Annotated in this window: 21 protein-coding genes; 8 read left to right on the forward strand and 13 right to left on the reverse strand. The window is 62.2% G+C overall.

Annotated features, from left to right (window positions below; genetic code table 11):
* Nucleotides 1-455: 455 nt before the first annotated feature.
* The 3 genes from EV580_RS33310 to EV580_RS33320 form a co-directional block, all read right to left on the reverse strand.
* Nucleotides 456-1088, reverse strand: a complete 633-nt coding sequence (locus EV580_RS33310) for a DUF305 domain-containing protein (RefSeq protein ID WP_108055343.1) — start codon at nt 1086-1088, stop codon at nt 456-458.
* Nucleotides 1085-2314, reverse strand: coding sequence for an LVIVD repeat-containing protein (locus EV580_RS33315; protein WP_286171983.1), 1230 nt, complete (start codon nt 2312-2314; stop codon nt 1085-1087). Before EV580_RS33315 ends, EV580_RS33310 begins: the two co-directional genes overlap by 4 nt.
* 592 nt (nt 2315-2906) lie before the next feature.
* Nucleotides 2907-3548: a TetR/AcrR family transcriptional regulator gene (locus EV580_RS33320; RefSeq protein WP_108055341.1), complete on the reverse strand. Its 642-nt coding sequence runs from the start codon at nt 3546-3548 to the stop codon at nt 2907-2909.
* Between the two features lie 87 nt (nt 3549-3635).
* Here EV580_RS33320 and EV580_RS33325 point away from each other — a divergent pair, with 87 nt between their 5' ends.
* Both EV580_RS33325 and EV580_RS33330 read left to right on the forward strand, forming a co-directional pair.
* On the forward strand, nt 3636-4154 hold the full coding sequence (locus EV580_RS33325; RefSeq protein ID WP_108055340.1) for a nuclear transport factor 2 family protein: 519 nt from the start codon (nt 3636-3638) through the stop codon (nt 4152-4154).
* A gap of 77 nt (nt 4155-4231) precedes the next feature.
* A complete protein-coding gene (locus EV580_RS33330; protein WP_133697148.1) occupies nt 4232-5407 on the forward strand; it encodes an acyl-CoA dehydrogenase family protein in 1176 nt (391 codons plus the stop codon).
* A 96-nt stretch (nt 5408-5503) separates the two neighbouring features.
* Here EV580_RS33330 and EV580_RS33335 read toward each other — a convergent pair whose 3' ends face one another.
* On the reverse strand, nt 5504-5938 hold the full coding sequence (locus tag EV580_RS33335; RefSeq protein ID WP_108055339.1) for an EthD domain-containing protein: 435 nt from the start codon (nt 5936-5938) through the stop codon (nt 5504-5506).
* Between the two features lie 174 nt (nt 5939-6112).
* Here EV580_RS33335 and EV580_RS33340 point away from each other — a divergent pair, with 174 nt between their 5' ends.
* From EV580_RS33340 to EV580_RS33350, 3 genes are all read left to right on the forward strand, one after another.
* Nucleotides 6113-6388, forward strand: coding sequence for a hypothetical protein (locus EV580_RS33340; RefSeq protein ID WP_108055338.1), 276 nt, complete (start codon nt 6113-6115; stop codon nt 6386-6388).
* The gene (locus EV580_RS33345; RefSeq protein ID WP_108055337.1) at nt 6385-7527 is read left to right on the forward strand and encodes an amidohydrolase family protein; all 1143 of its coding nucleotides are present in this window, start codon (nt 6385-6387) and stop codon (nt 7525-7527) included. Before EV580_RS33340 ends, EV580_RS33345 begins: the two co-directional genes overlap by 4 nt.
* A gap of 78 nt (nt 7528-7605) precedes the next feature.
* Nucleotides 7606-8499, forward strand: coding sequence for an alpha/beta fold hydrolase (locus EV580_RS33350; RefSeq protein ID WP_132165500.1), 894 nt, complete (start codon nt 7606-7608; stop codon nt 8497-8499).
* A gap of 620 nt (nt 8500-9119) precedes the next feature.
* On the opposite strand, the gene EV580_RS33355 is transcribed toward EV580_RS33350, so the two are convergent.
* On the reverse strand, nt 9120-9419 hold the full coding sequence (locus EV580_RS33355; RefSeq protein WP_133697150.1) for a hypothetical protein: 300 nt from the start codon (nt 9417-9419) through the stop codon (nt 9120-9122).
* Nucleotides 9420-9609: 190 nt separating this feature from the next.
* Between EV580_RS33355 and EV580_RS33360 the strand changes: the two genes are divergently transcribed.
* The 3 genes from EV580_RS33360 to EV580_RS33370 all read left to right on the forward strand — a co-directional run bounded on the left by EV580_RS33360 (nt 9610) and on the right by EV580_RS33370 (nt 11804).
* Nucleotides 9610-10284 (forward strand): TetR/AcrR family transcriptional regulator, encoded by a 675-nt coding sequence (locus tag EV580_RS33360; RefSeq protein ID WP_133697152.1) that lies wholly within the window; start codon nt 9610-9612, stop codon nt 10282-10284.
* A gap of 238 nt (nt 10285-10522) precedes the next feature.
* Nucleotides 10523-11074: a nitroreductase/quinone reductase family protein gene (locus tag EV580_RS33365; RefSeq protein WP_286171984.1), complete on the forward strand. Its 552-nt coding sequence runs from the start codon at nt 10523-10525 to the stop codon at nt 11072-11074.
* A 319-nt stretch (nt 11075-11393) separates the two neighbouring features.
* Entirely contained in the window at nt 11394-11804 is a 411-nt protein-coding gene (locus tag EV580_RS33370) for a TnsA-like heteromeric transposase endonuclease subunit (protein ID WP_183519987.1), read from the forward strand.
* A gap of 304 nt (nt 11805-12108) precedes the next feature.
* Here the strand turns inward: EV580_RS33370 and EV580_RS33375 are convergent, their stop codons facing one another.
* From EV580_RS33375 to EV580_RS33415, 8 genes are all read right to left on the reverse strand, one after another.
* Nucleotides 12109-12576: a GNAT family N-acetyltransferase gene (locus EV580_RS33375; RefSeq protein ID WP_132165458.1), complete on the reverse strand. Its 468-nt coding sequence runs from the start codon at nt 12574-12576 to the stop codon at nt 12109-12111.
* 409 nt (nt 12577-12985) lie between these two features.
* Nucleotides 12986-13864 carry a TIGR03619 family F420-dependent LLM class oxidoreductase gene (locus tag EV580_RS33385; protein ID WP_132165460.1) on the reverse strand — a complete coding sequence of 293 codons (879 nt, stop codon included), beginning with the start codon at nt 13862-13864 and terminating at the stop codon, nt 12986-12988.
* Nucleotides 13861-14469, reverse strand: coding sequence for a nuclear transport factor 2 family protein (locus EV580_RS34595; protein ID WP_132165462.1), 609 nt, complete (start codon nt 14467-14469; stop codon nt 13861-13863). Before EV580_RS34595 ends, EV580_RS33385 begins: the two co-directional genes overlap by 4 nt.
* Nucleotides 14470-14636: 167 nt before the next feature.
* The gene (locus EV580_RS33395; protein ID WP_133697153.1) at nt 14637-15845 is read right to left on the reverse strand and encodes a cytochrome P450; all 1209 of its coding nucleotides are present in this window, start codon (nt 15843-15845) and stop codon (nt 14637-14639) included.
* Between the two features lie 467 nt (nt 15846-16312).
* Nucleotides 16313-16669, reverse strand: a complete 357-nt coding sequence (locus tag EV580_RS33400; RefSeq protein WP_183508715.1) for a hypothetical protein — start codon at nt 16667-16669, stop codon at nt 16313-16315.
* Nucleotides 16670-16766: 97 nt separating this feature from the next.
* Nucleotides 16767-17129 (reverse strand): DUF732 domain-containing protein, encoded by a 363-nt coding sequence (locus EV580_RS33405; protein WP_108055328.1) that lies wholly within the window; start codon nt 17127-17129, stop codon nt 16767-16769.
* A gap of 39 nt (nt 17130-17168) precedes the next feature.
* A complete protein-coding gene (locus tag EV580_RS33410) occupies nt 17169-17555 on the reverse strand; it encodes a hypothetical protein (protein ID WP_166655007.1) in 387 nt (128 codons plus the stop codon).
* A gap of 74 nt (nt 17556-17629) precedes the next feature.
* Nucleotides 17630-18169 carry a redoxin domain-containing protein gene (locus tag EV580_RS33415; RefSeq protein WP_165934757.1) on the reverse strand — a complete coding sequence of 180 codons (540 nt, stop codon included), beginning with the start codon at nt 18167-18169 and terminating at the stop codon, nt 17630-17632.
* Nucleotides 18170-18185: the final 16 nt, after the last annotated feature.

The following is an 18185-nucleotide window of genomic DNA, read 5'->3' on the forward strand; positions in this document are numbered from 1 at the left end:
CGCAACAGTGCTGCTGTGCGCCTTGACCCTTGTGCTGACTCGTGCATGTCACGACCTCGAACATGGCCGCTGGCACTCTAGGCCGTCATCGAACTCTTTGCCGCTCGGCGTCATTGATGGCGCGCGCACCTCCTAATGCAGATCGTCCAAGCCTAAGAACCGAAGGCTGGAAGTAATTGTGTAGACCGCGAAGTCGGACAACTACCCGATAAAGATGCCTCGCGTCGGCGTCGACCGGATGCAACCAGGCCGAGCGGTGGCGTGCCATCAAACCGTTTGTCTTAACCCGGATAGGCGATCGATTCGTCGCCGTTTCGGAGATGACAACATCATTGAGACCGGACACGTCACTTATCCGCCTCTTGTCCCGCTAAGGCTGCGACCCGGGCGGCGACCCGGGCGGTGACGGCATTGAAGAAATCAGGCCCGTGGTATGCGTCGCGTGCAATGGTGGGTCAGGGATATGGCAGCGTTGGGACGCTGCGTTGTTCAAGCAGGATGGTCATCAATCCGACTTCTTGTGTTTGTTCCTCGACCATGGCGGCGGCGGTTTTCCGCACGGTGTCAATCAGTGTGTGCTTGTAGGCGTAGGCAGCCATGTCGATGCCGCCTTGGTGGTGCCGAATCATCAACTGCAGGAATAGGATTTCGTTGTCGCGGCCAGTAACGCGCTGCAGTCGGGTGAGGTCGTCTTGCGAGGCCATACCCATCATGGCGCCCCGAGCTGGGTGTTGGTTGTGCGCGACACCACCCATCCATTTCGTCGGTGACGAAGAGGTCATTGGTGCCCCGACGATTTGTAGCCAGCCCATCATGATGCCGATCTCTCGGATTTGGGTGAGCCGGATCTGGTCGGCCAAGGCACGTACTTCCGGTGCGGTGTCGAGTGTGAGCATATCTGCCATGATGGCGGCTTGTTGATGGTGGACGATCATGTCTTGGGCGAAGCCGATATCGGTTTCCGATAATGATGGTTGCCTGGGTTGGCGATCGTTGAACACGAAGCTGAACACCGCCGCGGTCAGGACCGCGCCGATTGTCGCCGCCACAAGCAATTGGACGGCGCGTCGACTGGTCGGTGCTTTCATCGGGGTGGGTACACCGACGGGTCCAGTCGCAAGGTCATGAAGCCGTTGTCGGAACAGGTGACGAACAGCAGGTTTCCTCGGAATTCCGGTGGTGACATGCACCAGTCGGCGGTGAGGTCTGCGACGAAGCGACCGTTGCGGGTCAGATCACTTGCTTGTGCTTGGTCGTTGAGGATGGCGCGCGCGACCGCGAAGGTCCCTCCGAGGGGAAGCGAACCAACGTTTTCGAAGGTCGCGTGTGTCGAGTTGGTCAGCTCTGGTTTCTTGTCGGCCTGTGCTGGAGGGTTGTAGTAGGCGATTTCGTGGATGTTGTTGGGGTCCCGGACGTCGAAGACTCGCACGCCTGCTTGGGTCCATCCGCACGCGAGCGCTTGGGGCTCGACGCGGCGGTCGACTGAGCAGTAGTGCGGGTCGTAGGCGAAAAACCCTGTGCTGGAGGCGCTGCTGGCCCAGCGGTCAGTGTGGCCCGGTAGGTCGATGGCGAGTTTGATGACGTTGACGAGTCGCAGGTTGGCGGGGTCGGAGGCGTCGAAGAGCTTCACCCCACCGGAGCCCATTTCGCCGACCTGGAAGATGTAAGGCACGCCGCGATAGGTGGTGTAGATGCTGTGTTGTTGCCCTTGACCGTCGAGCCAGTGCTTGTCCCCCCGCAGCGGCAGCAGCTGATGCATCGTGAAGTCGGGGGCAGCACGTTGTTGAACGGCTGTGGTATCAAGGACGTTCAGTCCGAACGCCGTTGACATGTACATGGTGTCGCCGTCGGGGGTGAAGTCCATGCCGTGGTTTGCCAGTCCGGCTGGCGCGCTCCACACCGTGTGCGGGTCAGTGGGATCGGAGACGTCAAGGGCGCTGACCCACATTTGTCCTGACGCCCAGTAGGTGTTGCCGTCGGGTGAGAATGCGCCTTCGTGGGTGAGCATGGGGATGCGCATCCCGGGTATCGATCCTCGGCCGAGATTGAGTAACCGTGGGTGTGCGCAGTCTTGGGAGATGTCGTAGATCGAGAAGTATCCCAGACCCAACACGAAGGGGACGCCGGTGCCTGCGAGCAGGCCCCGAGTGTCGTTGACCTTCAGCGACTCCCAGGTTCCGGCCATCATGGCGGGTTCGGTCAGGGTGTCGGTGAGCTTGGGATTCGCCGGATCTGACGCATCGATGACTTGTAGGCCCGTGGTGTGCGGCCAGGTAGGGGCGATGTAGGCGCAGCTTCTATAGGATGCGCTCACGAAACCGGCACCCTGACCTTGGTATTGACCGACCAGGTCGATATTGCAGTTATATCCTTGCGCGCTGCGCCCGGAAACGCGGTCCTCTACGGTGACCTCGCCTTGCAACCCGGTCTCGACGCGGTCTTCGGATCGGCAGCTCGCCGGCTGCACCGCGGTCGGCCAGACGTCGAGTGTGTCATCGAACCCCGGCGGCGGTTCCGCCCCCGCGGGTGGGCAACTAGCGAGGATCAGGGTCGCCACCGCGCACAGCGTCGCCGCACGCCTTAGGCCGCGAAAAGGCAAGTGTGCCTCGTCATCTGCGGATCCGGTTTCACACCGTCGTCTCCCGCCATGCCGAACGACTGCTAGCGCCATTGCCAGCTCCCCCACAATTAATTGATCATCGCCACCGACGCACCGCGTCTCCGAAGGGCCAAGCGTGCAGCCGTGCCGGCACCGTCGACCGCGGTGGTAGCTCGACAGCCGCAGCGATGGCCGATGGCCCCCGGTTAGGCACGGTGGATTGGCCCCGGAGCTTGTCAGTTGCCATAAGCGATTTCCGCGCTGCGATGGCAACCAGTGGTGTCCGGTGTGGTCGAAGTCTGTCCGGTCATGTCACCGGCGCCTGCCACAGTCCGACGACCCCATCGATCAAGCCTTTGCTGGCCTGTTCCCAGCTGTGGCAGCCTGCTTTTTGTTCGGCGAGATTGCGCTCAAACTCGGCGCTGGTATGCACCAGCATTGTCCGCATCATGATGGTCCGCTGTGTCCGGACGTAGTCGGGTAGCTCCTGCACGCAACAGGCGATGCCGTCCGTGATCCGAAGGATTGTTGGCGACTCCATCGCGTTCTTGGTGACGATGCGCTGATAGGTCGGATCCATCATGACCTGGGCGGCGAAGCGCGCGTACCAGCTCGGGCTGCCCTCAGCTGCGAGATGCTCTGTGACCGGTTCCGCCAGGCATGTCACCCACTGGCGCAGCGTCGCCGGCTGACAGGCATCGAGCTTGCGGCGCCGCAGCTCCTCGATCGGGTCGGCGTGACGCTGCTCGATGGCGCGAACGAGATCTTCCTTAGTGCCGAAGTGGTACACCACCGCGGCGGTATTGCCCTGATTGGCGGCCTTAGTGATTTGCCGGTGCGTCACCGCTGCAACGCCATTTTCAGCGAAGAGCCGTTCGGCCGCGGCTATCAGCGCAGCGCGGGTGTCCTCCGCGCGTGGCGACCGCGCCGTCGTGGTAGCTGACGTCATGACAAGGCAGTCAACCTCGACCCTTGAAATAAGTCAAACATTTGTTTTACTTTGTGCGTTGCTGCTACCGATGCGTTGGGGAGGGCCATGGCGAATACGACTGGCGATGTTGTCGCCATCACCGGGTTGGTCAATCTGTACGGGATTGCCGTGGACAGCCAGCGCTGGGAGCTGTTCGACCGCATCTTTTCCGCCGACGTTCACGCCGACTACGGCGCGTCGTCTCACTGGACGGATCTCGACCAGTTCAAGTCTGATTTTGCTGCGTTTCACGACCCGTTCGACTCGACCCAACACACCATGTCCACTCACGTGGTTCACGTCGACGGAGATCGTGCGCACAGCTTCTGCAACGGCGGCTGGCGCCTCGTCCGTAAAGCTGTGGACGGCAACCCGCTATGGGATGGCACCGGCTGGTACGACGACGCCTGGGTGCGCACAGGCCACGGGTGGCGTATCGCGCAACGAGTGTGCCGCATCACCTGGTGGACCGGTGACCCCTTCGTCAACGAAACGATCCCCGGGGTGAAATTCGAGTTGACCACCACGGTGCTGCGGCGCGAAGCCGACGCCGGGCGCATCGGCGTACTCACCGCGTGCGACTAGTCGGTGGCGAACGAGGGGCAACTGGCCGCCAAAGTCATGAGGTTGATCACCAGAGGTGACCGCCGAGGGAGAAAATGATGCAGTTGCACTTCGATGCCGACGTCGAGCGGTTCCGTGCTGAATTCACTTCGTTCCTCGACGAGCACGCCCCCGCGCAGGCCCAGACGTTCGAGCGGTCACGCTCGGCATCCCACATGCCGCAGTGGGCCAGGAATTGGCAGCGCGTACTTTTCGACAACGGATGGCTGCTGCCGGCGCAACCATCAGAGTTCGGCGGCCGCAACGCGACCGTGCTGCAGCACTTCGTCTACCTCCAGGAACTCTGCCGCAGGCGAATCTATCACAGCCTGAACCCTCAAGGCGTCAACATCGTTGCTGCGTCATTGATTTCATTCGGCTCTGACTACCAGAAGGCCCAGTGGGCAATTCCGGTGTTACGTGCCGAGATGACGGCCTCGGTCGGCATGAGCGAACCTAGCGCAGGATCAGATCTGGCATCACTGCGCACACGCGCTGTGCTCGACGGCGACCACTTCATCGTCAATGGGCAGAAACTATGGACCTCGGGCGCCCACGACGCGGACTTCCTCCTGGCCTTCGTCCGTACCGACGCAGCGGCGCCCAAGCACCACGGCATCAGCGCGTTGATCGTCCCAACCAACCTCGACGGTGTCCAGTGTCGACCGTTCGCCGATCTGTGCGGCGAAGACAACAAGGACTTCAACGAAGTCTTCTTCACCGACGTGGCTGTACCTGCCGAGAACCTCGTCGGCGCCCTCAACGATGGATGGAGCGTCATCAACGGATCTCTGGGCCACGAACGGACCATGATGTGGCTTGGCTTCGCCGACCGAATCGACAATGCACTCGCCGATTTCCGGCCCCGGACCGAGTTGGAACGCGATCAATATGCGTCGATAGTGATGGACCATTACGCGCTCCACGCAATGGGTTCCACCGCATTATCACGCGCCGCCCGAGGAGCACCGGACGCGGCGTCGGTGGCCATTCTCAAACTGTTCGGAGCTGAAGCCGAACTGCGTGCGACCGACGTGGCGCTGACAGCTGCCGGGACGGAGGGGCTGATTCACCCCTCCACGTCGGGCCGCTACGCGCACATGAACCATGACAGCTACTTCGCCAGCTGGTTTGAACGCTACGCCCGCAGCTTCTCCGGCACGATCGCCGGCGGAACCTCCGAGATTCAGCGCAATATCATCGCGACCCAGATCCTCAAACTTCCCCGACGCTGACCTAATTGACCGGCCTCGAAAGCCGGATGGCGCCTCGGTGGTCGAGCCGGATGCGCAGCCGTCACCCTGTGGTCGTGCGTGCGCGCTCACACCGACTCAACCAGTGACACCGGCATCGTCGCCGCCATGCACGACGTGCACGCTCGTCGGCTCACCGCCTGGCCCCATCGGCGAATCGAACTCGAGCACCGAGCACACCGGATTGCTGTGCGAGGCGAACAGATACTCCTCGTCCTCCTTGATCGACGGCAACCGATCCGGTGAGCCGATCACGCGTTGCGATGCCTCGAAATCCTCACGGCTGTTCCACCAAATCTCCATCAGGCAGTCAAAGCCGGGGTCGATGACCTCGCCGGTCACCGGATTGCGCTCCGGCGTGAGATAGCGCCGCACATACCGCACAGCGTTCGGAATCGAGGGCGTGCGTCCCGCTCGCTCAGACAAGCGAGAGTGCTGATGCTCGTAGTAGTTCATGAACTCCTGCATGGACATGTCCGGGCGCTTACGAAAAAAGCAGACTTGCTTGAACATTCGTTCCCCACTTTCTCTGTGGACCCGACGATGCACTTTGGCTCGTTGAGAAACGGTGAGATATCCGTTAGAGTCGGACTCTAATCTACTAGAGTTGGTTGACCGCGGGCGGGACTTCGGTGCGTACTGATGTGTCGCGCAATATGACTGGCAACTTCGGGAGGCCGTGCCGCAGTGCAGTACGTCGACGAAACCGCGGTTCTGCTGACCGACGCCCGCGTCCGCATCTTCTTTCCGTCGAATCAGGAGCTGCGCACGTCGGTCATGCGGGAGCCGTTCGCCAGCCGGGGCTTCGCCGACTATGCGATGGATCTGTTCCCCGCCCGGGCGGGAAACACCTTGACTGTGCACGCGACCCTGAAGACCAATATCCCGGTTCTGAACCCGAGTGGGTCCCGGTCGCGTCCGCCGCCGGTGCGGCTCAATAGCGCAAGCAAGGAGGCCGCGTGACTACCTACACCAACCCTCGGGTGCCCGCCACCGAACGGATCGCCGTGCGATGCGTAGACGCGGACGTGCACCCGATGCCCAAACGGGGTCAGCTCATCGAGTACATCCCCGAGCCCTGGCGCAGCAATTACTTCACGAATCACGCGGTTGGCGACCTGATCTATTACGACGCACCCGATTACGCTCACGCCTACGCGATGCGTGTCGATGCTTTTCCTTCCGACGGTGAATTCGCCTGCAGCGACCCCGAGATGGCGTTTCGTCAACTCATCATGGAGGCCGGATCGGACATCGCCATTCTCGAACCCGCGGCCTACCCCGCGCGGATACCGGAGGCCGAGCATGCGATCAACTCAGCACTCAACCACTGGCAGGCCAATCACTGGCTCGACAGCCACAACAACTGGCACGAGCGCTGGCGTGGCTCGATCTGTGTCGCAGTAGAAGCGCCTGAACTGGCTGCCCTAGAAATCGAGAAGTGGTCAGACCATCGGTTCATGGCGCAGGTTCTGATCAAAGCCGAGCGCCGACCGTCGTGGGGCGATCGGAAATACGACCCGATCTGGGCCGCGGCCACCAAGCACGACATCACCGTCAGCTGCCACCTCTCCCGTGGCCAATTCGACGAATTGCCCATCCCGCCGGTGGGATTCCCGAGCTACAACCACGATTTCATGGTCAGCTACTCACTGCTGGCCGCCAACCAGGTGATGAGCCTGATCTTCGACGGCACGTTCGACCGGTTTCCCACTTTGCGGATTGTTTTCGTCGAGCACGCATTCACCTGGATCTTGCCGTTGATGTGGCGGATGGACGCCATCTACGCCAAGCGCAAATCGTGGATGGACATCAAACGCAAGCCCAGCGACTACGTCAAAGACCACATTAAGTTCACCACCCAGCCGCTGGACTACCCCGAAGACAAAACGGAACTCCGCCGAGCGTTGGAATGGATGGAGTGTGAGAAGATCCTGCTGTTCAGCAGCGACTACCCACATTGGACGTTCGACGATCCGCGTTGGCTGGTCAAACATCTGCCTGAGCACGCCCGTGAGGCCATCATGTTCCGCAACGGCATCCAGACCTACAAGCTGCCCGACACGGTGCCTGCCATCGAGGGCCAGGCCCGGGTGTTCTGACGTGGTATCCGCGCTGACATTTTTCAGGAACCCAACGGCGACGACCGCGCGGGTGGTGCAGTCGTGACGACGCCGATAATGCGGACGCCAAAGCTCGACGGACGCGAGAAGATCATGGAGATCAACGGCGGAAACGTCGTCTACGAAATCCTGGGCGACACTGGAGAGTTCGTCGTTCTGACCCCAGGTGGCCGCTACAGCAAAGACATCCCAGGACTGCGGCCGCTGGCGCAGAAGTTGGTCGACGGCGGCTACCGTGTGTTGTTGTGGGACCGCCCCAACTGCGGCAAGTCTGATGTGCAGTTCTACGGCGACAGCGAATCACACATGCGCGCTCATACCCTGCAGCAGCTGATCACCAAGCTTGAAATCGGCCCCTGCATCATCGCGGGAGGCAGCGGCGGAGCACGCGATTCGCTGATCACCGCAATGCACTATCCCGAAATCGTCACCAAGCTGGTGGTGTGGAACATCGTGGGGGGTGTCTATGGCTCATTCGTGCTCGGCGCCTATTACATCGTGCCAAGCATCCTGGCTGTGCGTGGCGAGGGGATGAAAGCGGTTGCCCGACTGGATGAATGGCAGGAATGCATCAAGGCCAGTGCTGTCAACGAAGAACGTATACTCGCCCTCGATGCCGATGAGTTCCTCAAACTCATGCTCCGCTGGCTCAATGCGTTCGTACCCAAGCCCGGTCAAACCATTCCCGGTGTCGCAGACGAGATGTTCGACAACATCACTGTGCCAACGCTGATCATCCGCGGCGGAGAGAACGACTTGGATCACCCCAAGCGGACCTCCCTGGAGATCAACTGCTTGATCAAGGGATCGCAGCTAATTGACCCGCCCTGGCCGGAGGACGCCTGGGAGCGAGCCGGTGAGGACCGCGCTTCGGGAAAAGTGCAGCGCTTCAACTTGTTCGATACCTGGGAGCAGGCGGCCCCCGCGATCCTGTCCTTCTTGAACGCCTAAGGCCGGCCGGCGCCAACAATTCGCGACACCTAGCCTACCGCGCGCCGAACATCGTGCCGACTGGAGTCGACACGATGTTCGTACCCGCTCCGGCGAGGGAGGAGCCGACGATGCTACCGACACGAGATCTATTGTCGCGACGGCTGGGCGCTCGCGGCTTCGGCGCGTGCGACTGACCATACCGCCGGGCACCCGTCAGCTCGTCCCCTGAGGTCGCTCTGCGAGCGACACCCAGCGAGGGGGCGGGCTCACCTCGCTGATGGGCGCTTCCGTGCAGTCGATGAGGGTGCCTTTGCCCCCGGAACTTTGGCGGCGTTTCGCCGAAAGCCGCAGCCGCATAACCGTCGTCGGTCAATGTGAACACCTCGGGACAAAGCGCCGCACTGACCGTGCAGCACATCGAGTGGACTGTGCGCCAACGACTACGGTCCGTGCTGCCACTCCGCCAACAGCGTCAAGGGGCGGCGAAACCATTAACGACGTCACCGTCGCCAGGTGCGAGAAACGCATCCATCACAAGGTCGGCCAGCTGTCACATCGCGTTCGCGTTCTCCCTGAGGCGCTTCGGTGTGATCAACCGCATCAACAGTGCACGGTGACTGGTGCGCACCGGCGGGAGCTTAGTCGCCGAATGGAATCTCGTCGCGATGCGCTGCGATGAGGGCAGCAATGTGTCTTCCCGCCTCAGCGGTACAGGGAAACCAAGGAAAGGGGCCGGGGGACACCGTGATGCACGAAGAGAACGTCTCCGCGTCGTTGTAAACATCCACGGCCGCTTGCCATCCCGACACCGTCGCGACCTCGTGATGAGGTTCACGGACAACGGGGCAGCGCGTACGCAACGACTCAAAGAACCGGTACGGGTCCGCGGCAACATGCAGATCGCGAATGTAGTTGACCGACATCGGGTCGTCTGCCATGTGCAACCTGCCTTCCTCGGCCCGATGCATCTCCATTTTCTCAGAGTGGCATTTGCGGCGGCGTTGGGTCCACGCGGCGGACACGCCGCACCACGCCACAGAGAGAGATACGGCAACTCGCCGATTTGATGCCCGAATACTTGAAGCTATCGCCGGGCCGGGCTGACCTCCGTGGCTAAGATTACGTCTTGTGGAGCGGCGCAAACCCGACGGCGACGAGCGTCGCCGAACGCTGTGTGACGCGGCGATTCGACTTCTCGCCGACGAGGGCGCCAAGGGGTTGAGCCACCCAAGAGTCGACCGTCAAGCTGGAGTGCCCGCCGGGAGTACGTCGTTCTATTTTCGTACGCGCTCGGCCCTGTTGCTCGCCGTGGCTAAACGTCTTTGCGAACTGGACTTGGCGGACTTCACCCGGGCAGCCGAGGCGCTTGACGACAACGATGTGAGCGCCCACGAACCTTCGGCGCTTGCTACCACGATCATGGCCTCAGCGCATGAACCCGGGTTGAGCCGCACGAAGGCACGCTTTGAACTGCTGCTTCATGCGAACCGCGAACCGGCGATCGCTGATGTGTTCCGGGCTAACTTTGCGTTGTTCACCCAGTTGCACCGAGACCTCGTCATCCGATCGCAACCTAACGGGCAACTCGATCGGGCGGTGATTGACGAACAGGTTGGCGGGGTCATGAGTTTCGTCAGCGGCGTGTTGATGAGGCTGGCCGCCGGTGACCGGCCAGTTACGAGCGCCGAGCACCTAGACCAGCTGCTGGCCGGCGTCATCAACGGCATCGCCCACGCACGTCACGTGGGCCCGTCGCGGCCGGAATCGCTGGCCAATGCACGCCGAGCCTCGGCCAGGACCTGAGTGGACAACGCCGGCCGGCGGTGCGCAGCCCCGTGATCCCCGCCATCCGGTTCGAAGGGACAGCTTCTTCTTAACGGATTGTCCTGCCATCTAATAATCCTGCCACCCAGCATCTAATAGTTTAGAGTATGGGTGGGCGCGTGTACAGACTAGAACGGCTCGGCGCATGCGCCGCTTACGTCGCCCCTGTCCTCGTCCACGGCGCACTTATCGAGCGGCCGCCGCCGACAGAGGACTGATGGAAACCTGCTGGCATCTCCAGCTGCTAGACGACAAGAAGTCCAAACAGGAAGAACGCCAGATGAACGATGCAAGTGCGGCGGCAATTCGGGCCGGTCGAGGCAATTGGGCAACAGAACACCGTCAGATGTATCTGGACTCAGGCGGGACTCGGGGCCACATTATGGACATCTCCGACGTCGGCGGACATACCTTGACAACCCACTGCTTACTCAAGACGAGCGGCCGGCGGTCCGGCCGGACGTTCATCAACCCCCTCATTTATGGCACCTTCGCGGGCGAGGTGGTAATCGTCGCGTCGAAGGGTGGAGCGGACCGGCACCCCGACTGGTATCTCAACATCCGCGCACACAAGTACGTCGAATTTCAAATCGCCACACAGGCCTTCCGCGCCAGCTGGCGCGAACCCGAAGGTATTGAGCGCAAGGCGGTTTGGCGATACATGGTGAGCATCTTTCCCCCCTATTCTGCATACCAGGAATCCACTGACCGCGCGATACCACTCGTGCTGATGGACGCGCTGGAACCAACCGACTCGTTCGGTGTCTAACTCCGTCCAAGGTTGGGCACTTCAGTGACGGCTTTGTCGGGTCGGAAGCGACGATGAACAGATGGCTGGTCGGAAGCGGCATCGTCTCAGCCAACTTGACATTCTCACAGTTAGCGGATGACAACATGACTGAGACCGGACAGTCGTAGGTAGACAGCGTTGGCCGGCCAGTTGCCCCCGATGTTGCGAGCCGGCAGGTGGGCGCCGAGGTGAGCGGCGTGCCGGTCGAGACTGCTGAGCATATCCGGTGGTTTTATTCGTGGAGCGGCAAACGCAACTATGACGGCCGGTGGTGGCTCTCCACGTCGCGTAGGCATGTGTGTTCGAGTCGCTGTTAGAGCGTGATGCCTTGATGGTGGCGGACTTCACCGCGGAGGTGGTCGTCGTTTCTGCTCAGCCGCTGGCGTTTCTGTGGCCGTGTGGCACTGTGCATGCGGCGCACCACGTTCCGGACTCTTTCTTGCGGCTCTCGGACGGCGGCGGCTGCGTCGTAGACGTCAAACGCGCCGACGTCCTCGCGCGTGCGCAATCCCAGATTGCATTAGCGGAGGCAGCGTGCGCCGAGATCGGCTGGCAGTACTGCGTCTTCACCGGCGTCGCCCCCACGCTGGACCAGAACATGCGCTGGTTGTCTGGTTACCGCCACGACCGCTACCGGCCCGCCCGAAGCGTGCTGGCCGTCGTCGACGACGTGTTCAGCAGCACTGCCCCGCTGTCCGAGGGTGCGTGATGGGCGACCGCACGGTGCGCACTGCCGGTGAGCATCATGTTCCAGCCTCGCGCAGGGTACGAATATATTGCGACAGTGTGGATTTCGGGATCGAGCGACCGTTGACATTCAGGCAGTCGGTGCAGGGTCGCGGAAGCTCACGCTGGCTCAAAAGGAGCTCGCCGCCAACCCGTAACATCGAACACTGTTGTCAAGCAACGAGTCGGCATCGTCGACGCGTCCGCCTTGCCTACGGGATGGCCGAGTCCTGCGGTGTGCTGGGCACCCGGCAGTTCTCGGCTCGACGATACGACCCAGCGGAGCGTCACCCAGACCGTGATTGAGCCCTGACGCCTATCACCGCGAAGCCCAACCGCTCGTAGAAAGCCTGCGTCGCATCACGACGTGGGAATCCGGGTCCGGGAAGTCCAACTTCGAATTGTGAAATCTCGGGCGCAGCTTCATCCCGCAAGAATTTGATCAGCCGTGCTCCGATGCCATGACTGCGCCATGAACTGGTCACCCAAAGCTCCTGGATCAAACAGTATTGGCCGCCCGCCCTCAAGGCCGCCTGTTTCGAATACGTGAGCACCCCGGCGATCTCACGCGACTCAGACTCTCGCGCTACGAGCACACCGCCGACATGGCGCGACACCAAGAACTGGTACGTAGATTCGAAATTCGCCATCATCCGCGCAACATCGCCACTCAGCTCTACCAGCAGTGACGCGATGGCGGTACGCACGTCTTCCAAATCACTCCGGTCGGCGAACCGCACATCGAAATTTGTCACACCGCCCTCTTCCGGGAACGACCAAGCACGCCAAATCGCTGTCAATGCTAGGTCAGTACTTGGTGACCGCGAAGAGGCTGACCCTGCTTCCTCGAAGTGCGCCGTGGGCAATTTGCACGCCAGTGGCCGAGCTCGGTGCAGAGCCCGCCGGTGTCCGCCGTGTAGGCGTCGTCTAGGTGCGCTCGGTGCTTGGCTGGTGTGCGGGAGGCGATTTGGAGCAGTCGGCTTTCTTCGTCGAGGACACTGAGTAGGTACCGGCCGCGGATGGTGAGTTGGGTGCGCAGGGTGGGCACGGGGTGGCCCGAAGTCTCAATCCCGAGTCGGGTACGACGTCGGCACCGGGGCCGATTCGCCGCACCCAGGGTCCAACCACGCCCAGGTCACGGACTGCTCGATACGTCGCGTGCTGTTAGCACACATGGGGTAGCACTTCGTCGGCGAACCGCTTGAGACCATCGAGGGTGTCGACGCCGACCTGGAGGGAGTGGACGCCGAGTGCTTCGTAGGCCCGGACCCCGTCGAGGGTGGTTGCCCCTGGGCTGCTGCAGTAGATCAAAAGCGTTGATGGGTCGCGGTCGTGGCGCTCTGCGGCAGCGCGGAGGGTGGGGAGCATCTCTGCTAGCCGTTGCGGTGACATCTGCGCGGCAATCCAGCCGTCGCCCAGCCGCGCGGCGCGGTCGATCGCGGCGACGCTGTGACCACCGACCAGGATCGGGATGGGTTGCTGCACTGGGCGCGGCTCGGGATCCATCGCCGGGACGTCCCAGAACTCGCCGTGAAACTCGACGTGCTTGCCCGGCGCGGTCCAAAGGGTGCGCAACAACGCAATATGCTCGTCAGTGCGGGCACCGCGCCGGTCCCACGGCATGCCCATGGCGTCGGCCTCTTCCTTCAGCCACCCCGCGCCGACCCCGCATATAACGCGCCCACCCGAGTAACGGTCGACGGTAGCCAGTTGGCGTGCGTTGAGCACCGCATTGCGGATGGCCAACACTTCCACCGCACTACCGATGCGGATCCGGTGCGTGACCGCGGCGACCACCGCCATGGTGGTGATGAGCTCAAAATTCGGCGACAGCAGATCCGACACCGCATCCTCGGCGATCATCGCTGGAGTGCGCGGCAGTACATACTCCGATTCCACATAGCGCGGCATCACCACGTGATCGGCGCCCCACAACACCCCGAAGCCAGCATCGTCGGCGGTCGTGCACCACTGACGCACCCACTCGGGAGTCGCGTGCGCACCCGTATGTGGAATGCCGAGCCCGATCTCCAATCGAGTCATGTCCCGCGCTCGGGCAATGGGCGAGGACCACGCGCCCAAAACGATTCGAACGTCGGAAACCCCTCGGGCAGTTGCATTCCTCGCATGGGTCCTTCAGTCGAAACGGGTGTCGTCACCCGATCGGTTCCATGCTCCGGGTGGCCGAACTCTTGCCGGTACCACGACTTGAGGACGCGACGGCGAAAGAACCATTCGTCGCCAACACGCTCGTACGTGTCGAAGTACGCCAGTGCCATGTCAAACCAGTGCTCCGGGTCGAGTACGTGATGCTGGGCGCGGCAGTAGACCACACCGTGCGCGCGGTGATCGTCGTCGAGTTCGATGGGATGGTTAGCAACCAGGTGCATCGAGCAGTGGAATTCGCGGAGAACATGGTCGTAGAACGTCTTCACTCCGTCACGTCCGGGCCCGTAACGGCCATTGTCGACGTCCTCGACAAAGAGCGCGGCGATGCTGTCGACATCCTTGCCATCGACCGCTACGGCATACCGATCCGCCAGTTGATGAATCTGGTCGCGCGCGATCATGTGGTCGAGAGCGCGCGGATCAGATGATCGCCGCGTCACGATCGCATCCTCGCGTCTCCCCGTTGAATTCGACGGCATGTATGCCGGCGGCCGGCAATGTCGACCACGTTGTCACGAATCGGGCCGTCCGATGCACGAATGACGACCCTGGATGCGGAACCTCATCGGTTGGACAACAGGCATCAAAGCCGCTGTAGGCCAACATGTTCAGCATCGTGTGGGTGGGCGACTCCCCCGCACCGAGCTCACCACGAGACAGGCATGGAGTGCACACCGAAGACGCCCATCCCATGCCGCAGGTCCAGCGACTCCAACGGCACGTTGAGCCGCAGCTGTGGAAGCCGGCGCAGCAATGTGGGTATCGCGATCTCCATCTCAGCGCGGGCCAGTAGCTGTCCGATGCACTGGTGGGTACCGTAGCCGAAGGCAATGTGACCCTGGTTGTCGCGGTCGATGTCGAAGGCGTCGGGGTCATCAAGGAATGCCGAATCCCGGTTGCCGGCAGGGAGATTGAGGATCATGCCCTCACCGGCGCGGATGAGCTGGCCGCCGATCTCGATGTCCTCTGCGGCGATGCGGTCGACGAGGCTGGTCACGATGGTCAGATAGCGCAGCAGTTCTTCGCAGGCCTTTGCGATCACTTTCGGGTCGTCAGTGTCGCGTAACCGGGCCATCGCCTCGGGATGGTGCAGCAGATAGAGAGTGCTCAACGCGATCATGTTTGCCGTCGTCTCGTGCCCGGCCTCAAGCAGCAGTACGCAATTGGCGGCCAGATGGAAGCGGTCGAGGTCGCCGGCGAGCACGTGTTCGTGCAACACCCGGCTGATCAAACCGTCCGTAGGATCCTTCTCCTTCCGATCGATCAGCTCGGTCAAGTACAGGAACAGCGCGGTGGTGGCGGCATCGTGCGCCTCTTTCGTCGCCTCCATGTCGAGCATGACATTGCTGTGTTCCCGGAAGAATTCGTGGTCTTCGTAGGGCACCCCGAGCAGCAACGAGATGGCCAGTGTCGGAACCGGCAATGCAAAGCCCTGCACGAGGTCTGCGGGCGCACCCTTGGCGATCATCTCGTCCAGGGCGGTGTCGACCATCTCCTGGATTTTCGGGCGCATCGCCTGGACTCGTTTGACGGTGAAGTCTTTGGTTAGCATGCGGCGGATGCGGTTGTGCTCGGGATCATCCATGCGCGGAAATACCTGGAACCCCCCTGGGAATTCCTGGATGAGTTTGCCGGCCGTGTCGGCGCTGACCCGGGGGTCGGTCAGTGCGGTCTTGATGTCGTGATAGCGGCTGACCGCCCATACCGTATTGCCGTTCCACTCCACGCGTTTCAGACCGTCCTGCGCGCGCCATTCGGCGAATTCCGCAGGCGGATCGAACGGACACGACGCCGCACGCACTGGTGGGAAAGCGGGAAGGGTACTCGTGTCGTTGGTGTCGCTTGTCGTGCTCACAGCTCTCCAGGGGTTGGCGGTATTGAGAATGTCTGCAGCGTGCGGCGATCCGCGTGGCTGCTGGCGCGTTGTGGAGCCCTCGCAAATCGCGATCCTCGTCCAGCGGTTCCGTGATGTCCAAGCTCGGAATTTCCTCCGTTGGACACCGGGTGTGCCACGCCGTCGCGCAGTCCCACCTCGCGGATCCGAAGGCTTCCTTGATCATCGACCATATTGAGTACGGGCTGCGTTCGCAATAGCGACTAGCGCTCCCTGTAGCTGCCCTCCGCGGCGCCGTCGAAGACGCGGATCCACGACGTGTCCCGCAATGGGCCAGCGGGCACCAACGCAGGTGGTTCATCGATCGGTCGTCCGCGATCAGCGGGATTTCGATAGCGCCTGCCGATGCCGCATCACGTGGCACCCGGCGGCAAAGCTGCCGGCGCCCGCACGCGGGTCGGCCGACAGATCGCGGACCTCGAGGCGCGCTAGTCTTCGGACCAGTGATCGGCACGCACCCAACGGGTTTCACCGCTGCCATCCTCGTGTAGGGCCGTGGCGCACAGAAGAAACAGGCCATCCGGAGCTTGAGCCATCTGGTTGTAGGGCTGATCGCAAGGTGCGTTGAATTCCCGGATACCAGCGACGGGCAACGCCCGAAAGTACCTGGGCGCCAGACCCTTCGCCGAGTCGCAGAAGACGACTCGTCCCGTCGGGGTGGTGGCGAAGACGTTGTAGATCACGTTGTCGCAGTAGGCGCCGAGCTCGACGACCCTGTTGATTCCCGGCACACAGCTCGGGTCGTTGCAGGCCGGACCAGGATCGCCACGCGCCGCAAATGGCATGGTTGTCCCACCAAGCAGCACCGCTGCAATGCCGGCGTGAATACTTCTGCACCACACGATTGCGTGTCCCCTTTCTCGCGGAGTGCGCGTGCGGTTGTCAGGACGGCAGGTTGGGTATGCGGCCCTGAGGGGGTATTGCGGTGGTGTAGTCATCCGGGCAGAAAGCGCGGGTCGCCAACGCAATGAAGTACCGCGCATTGCGGCGAGTCCAACGCTGGTCGTTAGCAACGGCCTGTACTGCATCGTCGTAGCCGGTGCCGCTCGCCCACTCGTCGCAAACGTTGTGACCGACACCGAGGATGTAGGGCTCCGCGAAAGGCCAGAACCATTTCTGCTGAGTCCGATAGAGCTCGTAGAGGAACCAGTCTTCACTTGCATCGGCCGACGCCGTGGGCGCAGCGCCAAAAGCCACCGCTGAGATGACCACGACGGCGACTGGGTAGTAGATCACGCGCCACATAGGGTTTCCTTGAGTCTAATTCGGATCGGTCCTGGGGTGTCACGTCGTTGGTTCGAGCGCAATATCGGCACTGTCGACCGTGGTGGGACCGCCACACTGATCGCCGCGGACGGTTTCGACCGAGCCCGTCAGCGTGTCGCCGTTCCACGTCCAGTGCTGTACCAGATCGCCAGCCGGTGAGCTCGGGCAAATCGCGGGATCAACGGGATATGAAGAGTCGGGCCAGTTTCCGAGGTACACCGACATCGTCCACGAGTTGTCGGTCAGGGTTGCATAACCCCGCCAGCCCCGGGAACTGGCGACAGAGGCGGCGCAGGCAGGCGTGCAGGCAGAGGTGATCGTCCACGTCGACGGGCCGCCGTGAGCAGTCACCACGGTGTACTGGCCGGCTAACGGGCTATCGGCTTGTGCGGGAACATCCGTCACCACCATCCCTCCGACCGTTGCTGCGGCGCTGCAGGCAAGGGCAATGCACACAGGCCGCCGCGATGTGCGCATCATCAGTTACCCGTCAATGCCGCGACACGCGCCGTCAGATCGTCTTCGGACATGGGCATCGCGATGTTGTTGACGAGGTCTCCTGACCCGTCGGGCCGCAGGAACGCCCAGGCCGACGGCCAAGGCACCCCGAACGATCGCCATAGTTCACCGTTAGCGTCGGTGAGATTAGTGAACTGCAGCTGGTAGGTGATCACGAACCGCTTCATCGAGGCGGCGTCCCATCTGCCCGCGACTCCGAGGAACGTCACTTGCGGATTCGCTGCCGAAACCCGGCTCAGAACCGGCGCCTCCTGAGCGCAGACTCCACAGTCGGGCGCAGGCGTCCAAAACCAGATGACGGCTGGTTTGCCGATCAGAGTGCGGCCATCGAACAGCGCGCCGGAGAGCTGTGTTCCGTAGAACCGCAGCCGTTCGGTGTTGCCTGCGAGCGCGACATCGGCGTGCGCGGGTGCCGGCTGCAGGTTGAACACCACGGCGACCACCAATGCGCCGACGCCGAACGCCGCAGCGGCCCATCGTGGCGAGATCGCTTGCCGCATCTGACCACCTCTTTCT

The sequence above is a fragment of the Mycobacterium sp. BK086 genome (assembly GCA_004362315.1).
In the GTDB taxonomy this organism is placed as follows: domain Bacteria; phylum Actinomycetota; class Actinomycetes; order Mycobacteriales; family Mycobacteriaceae; genus Mycobacterium.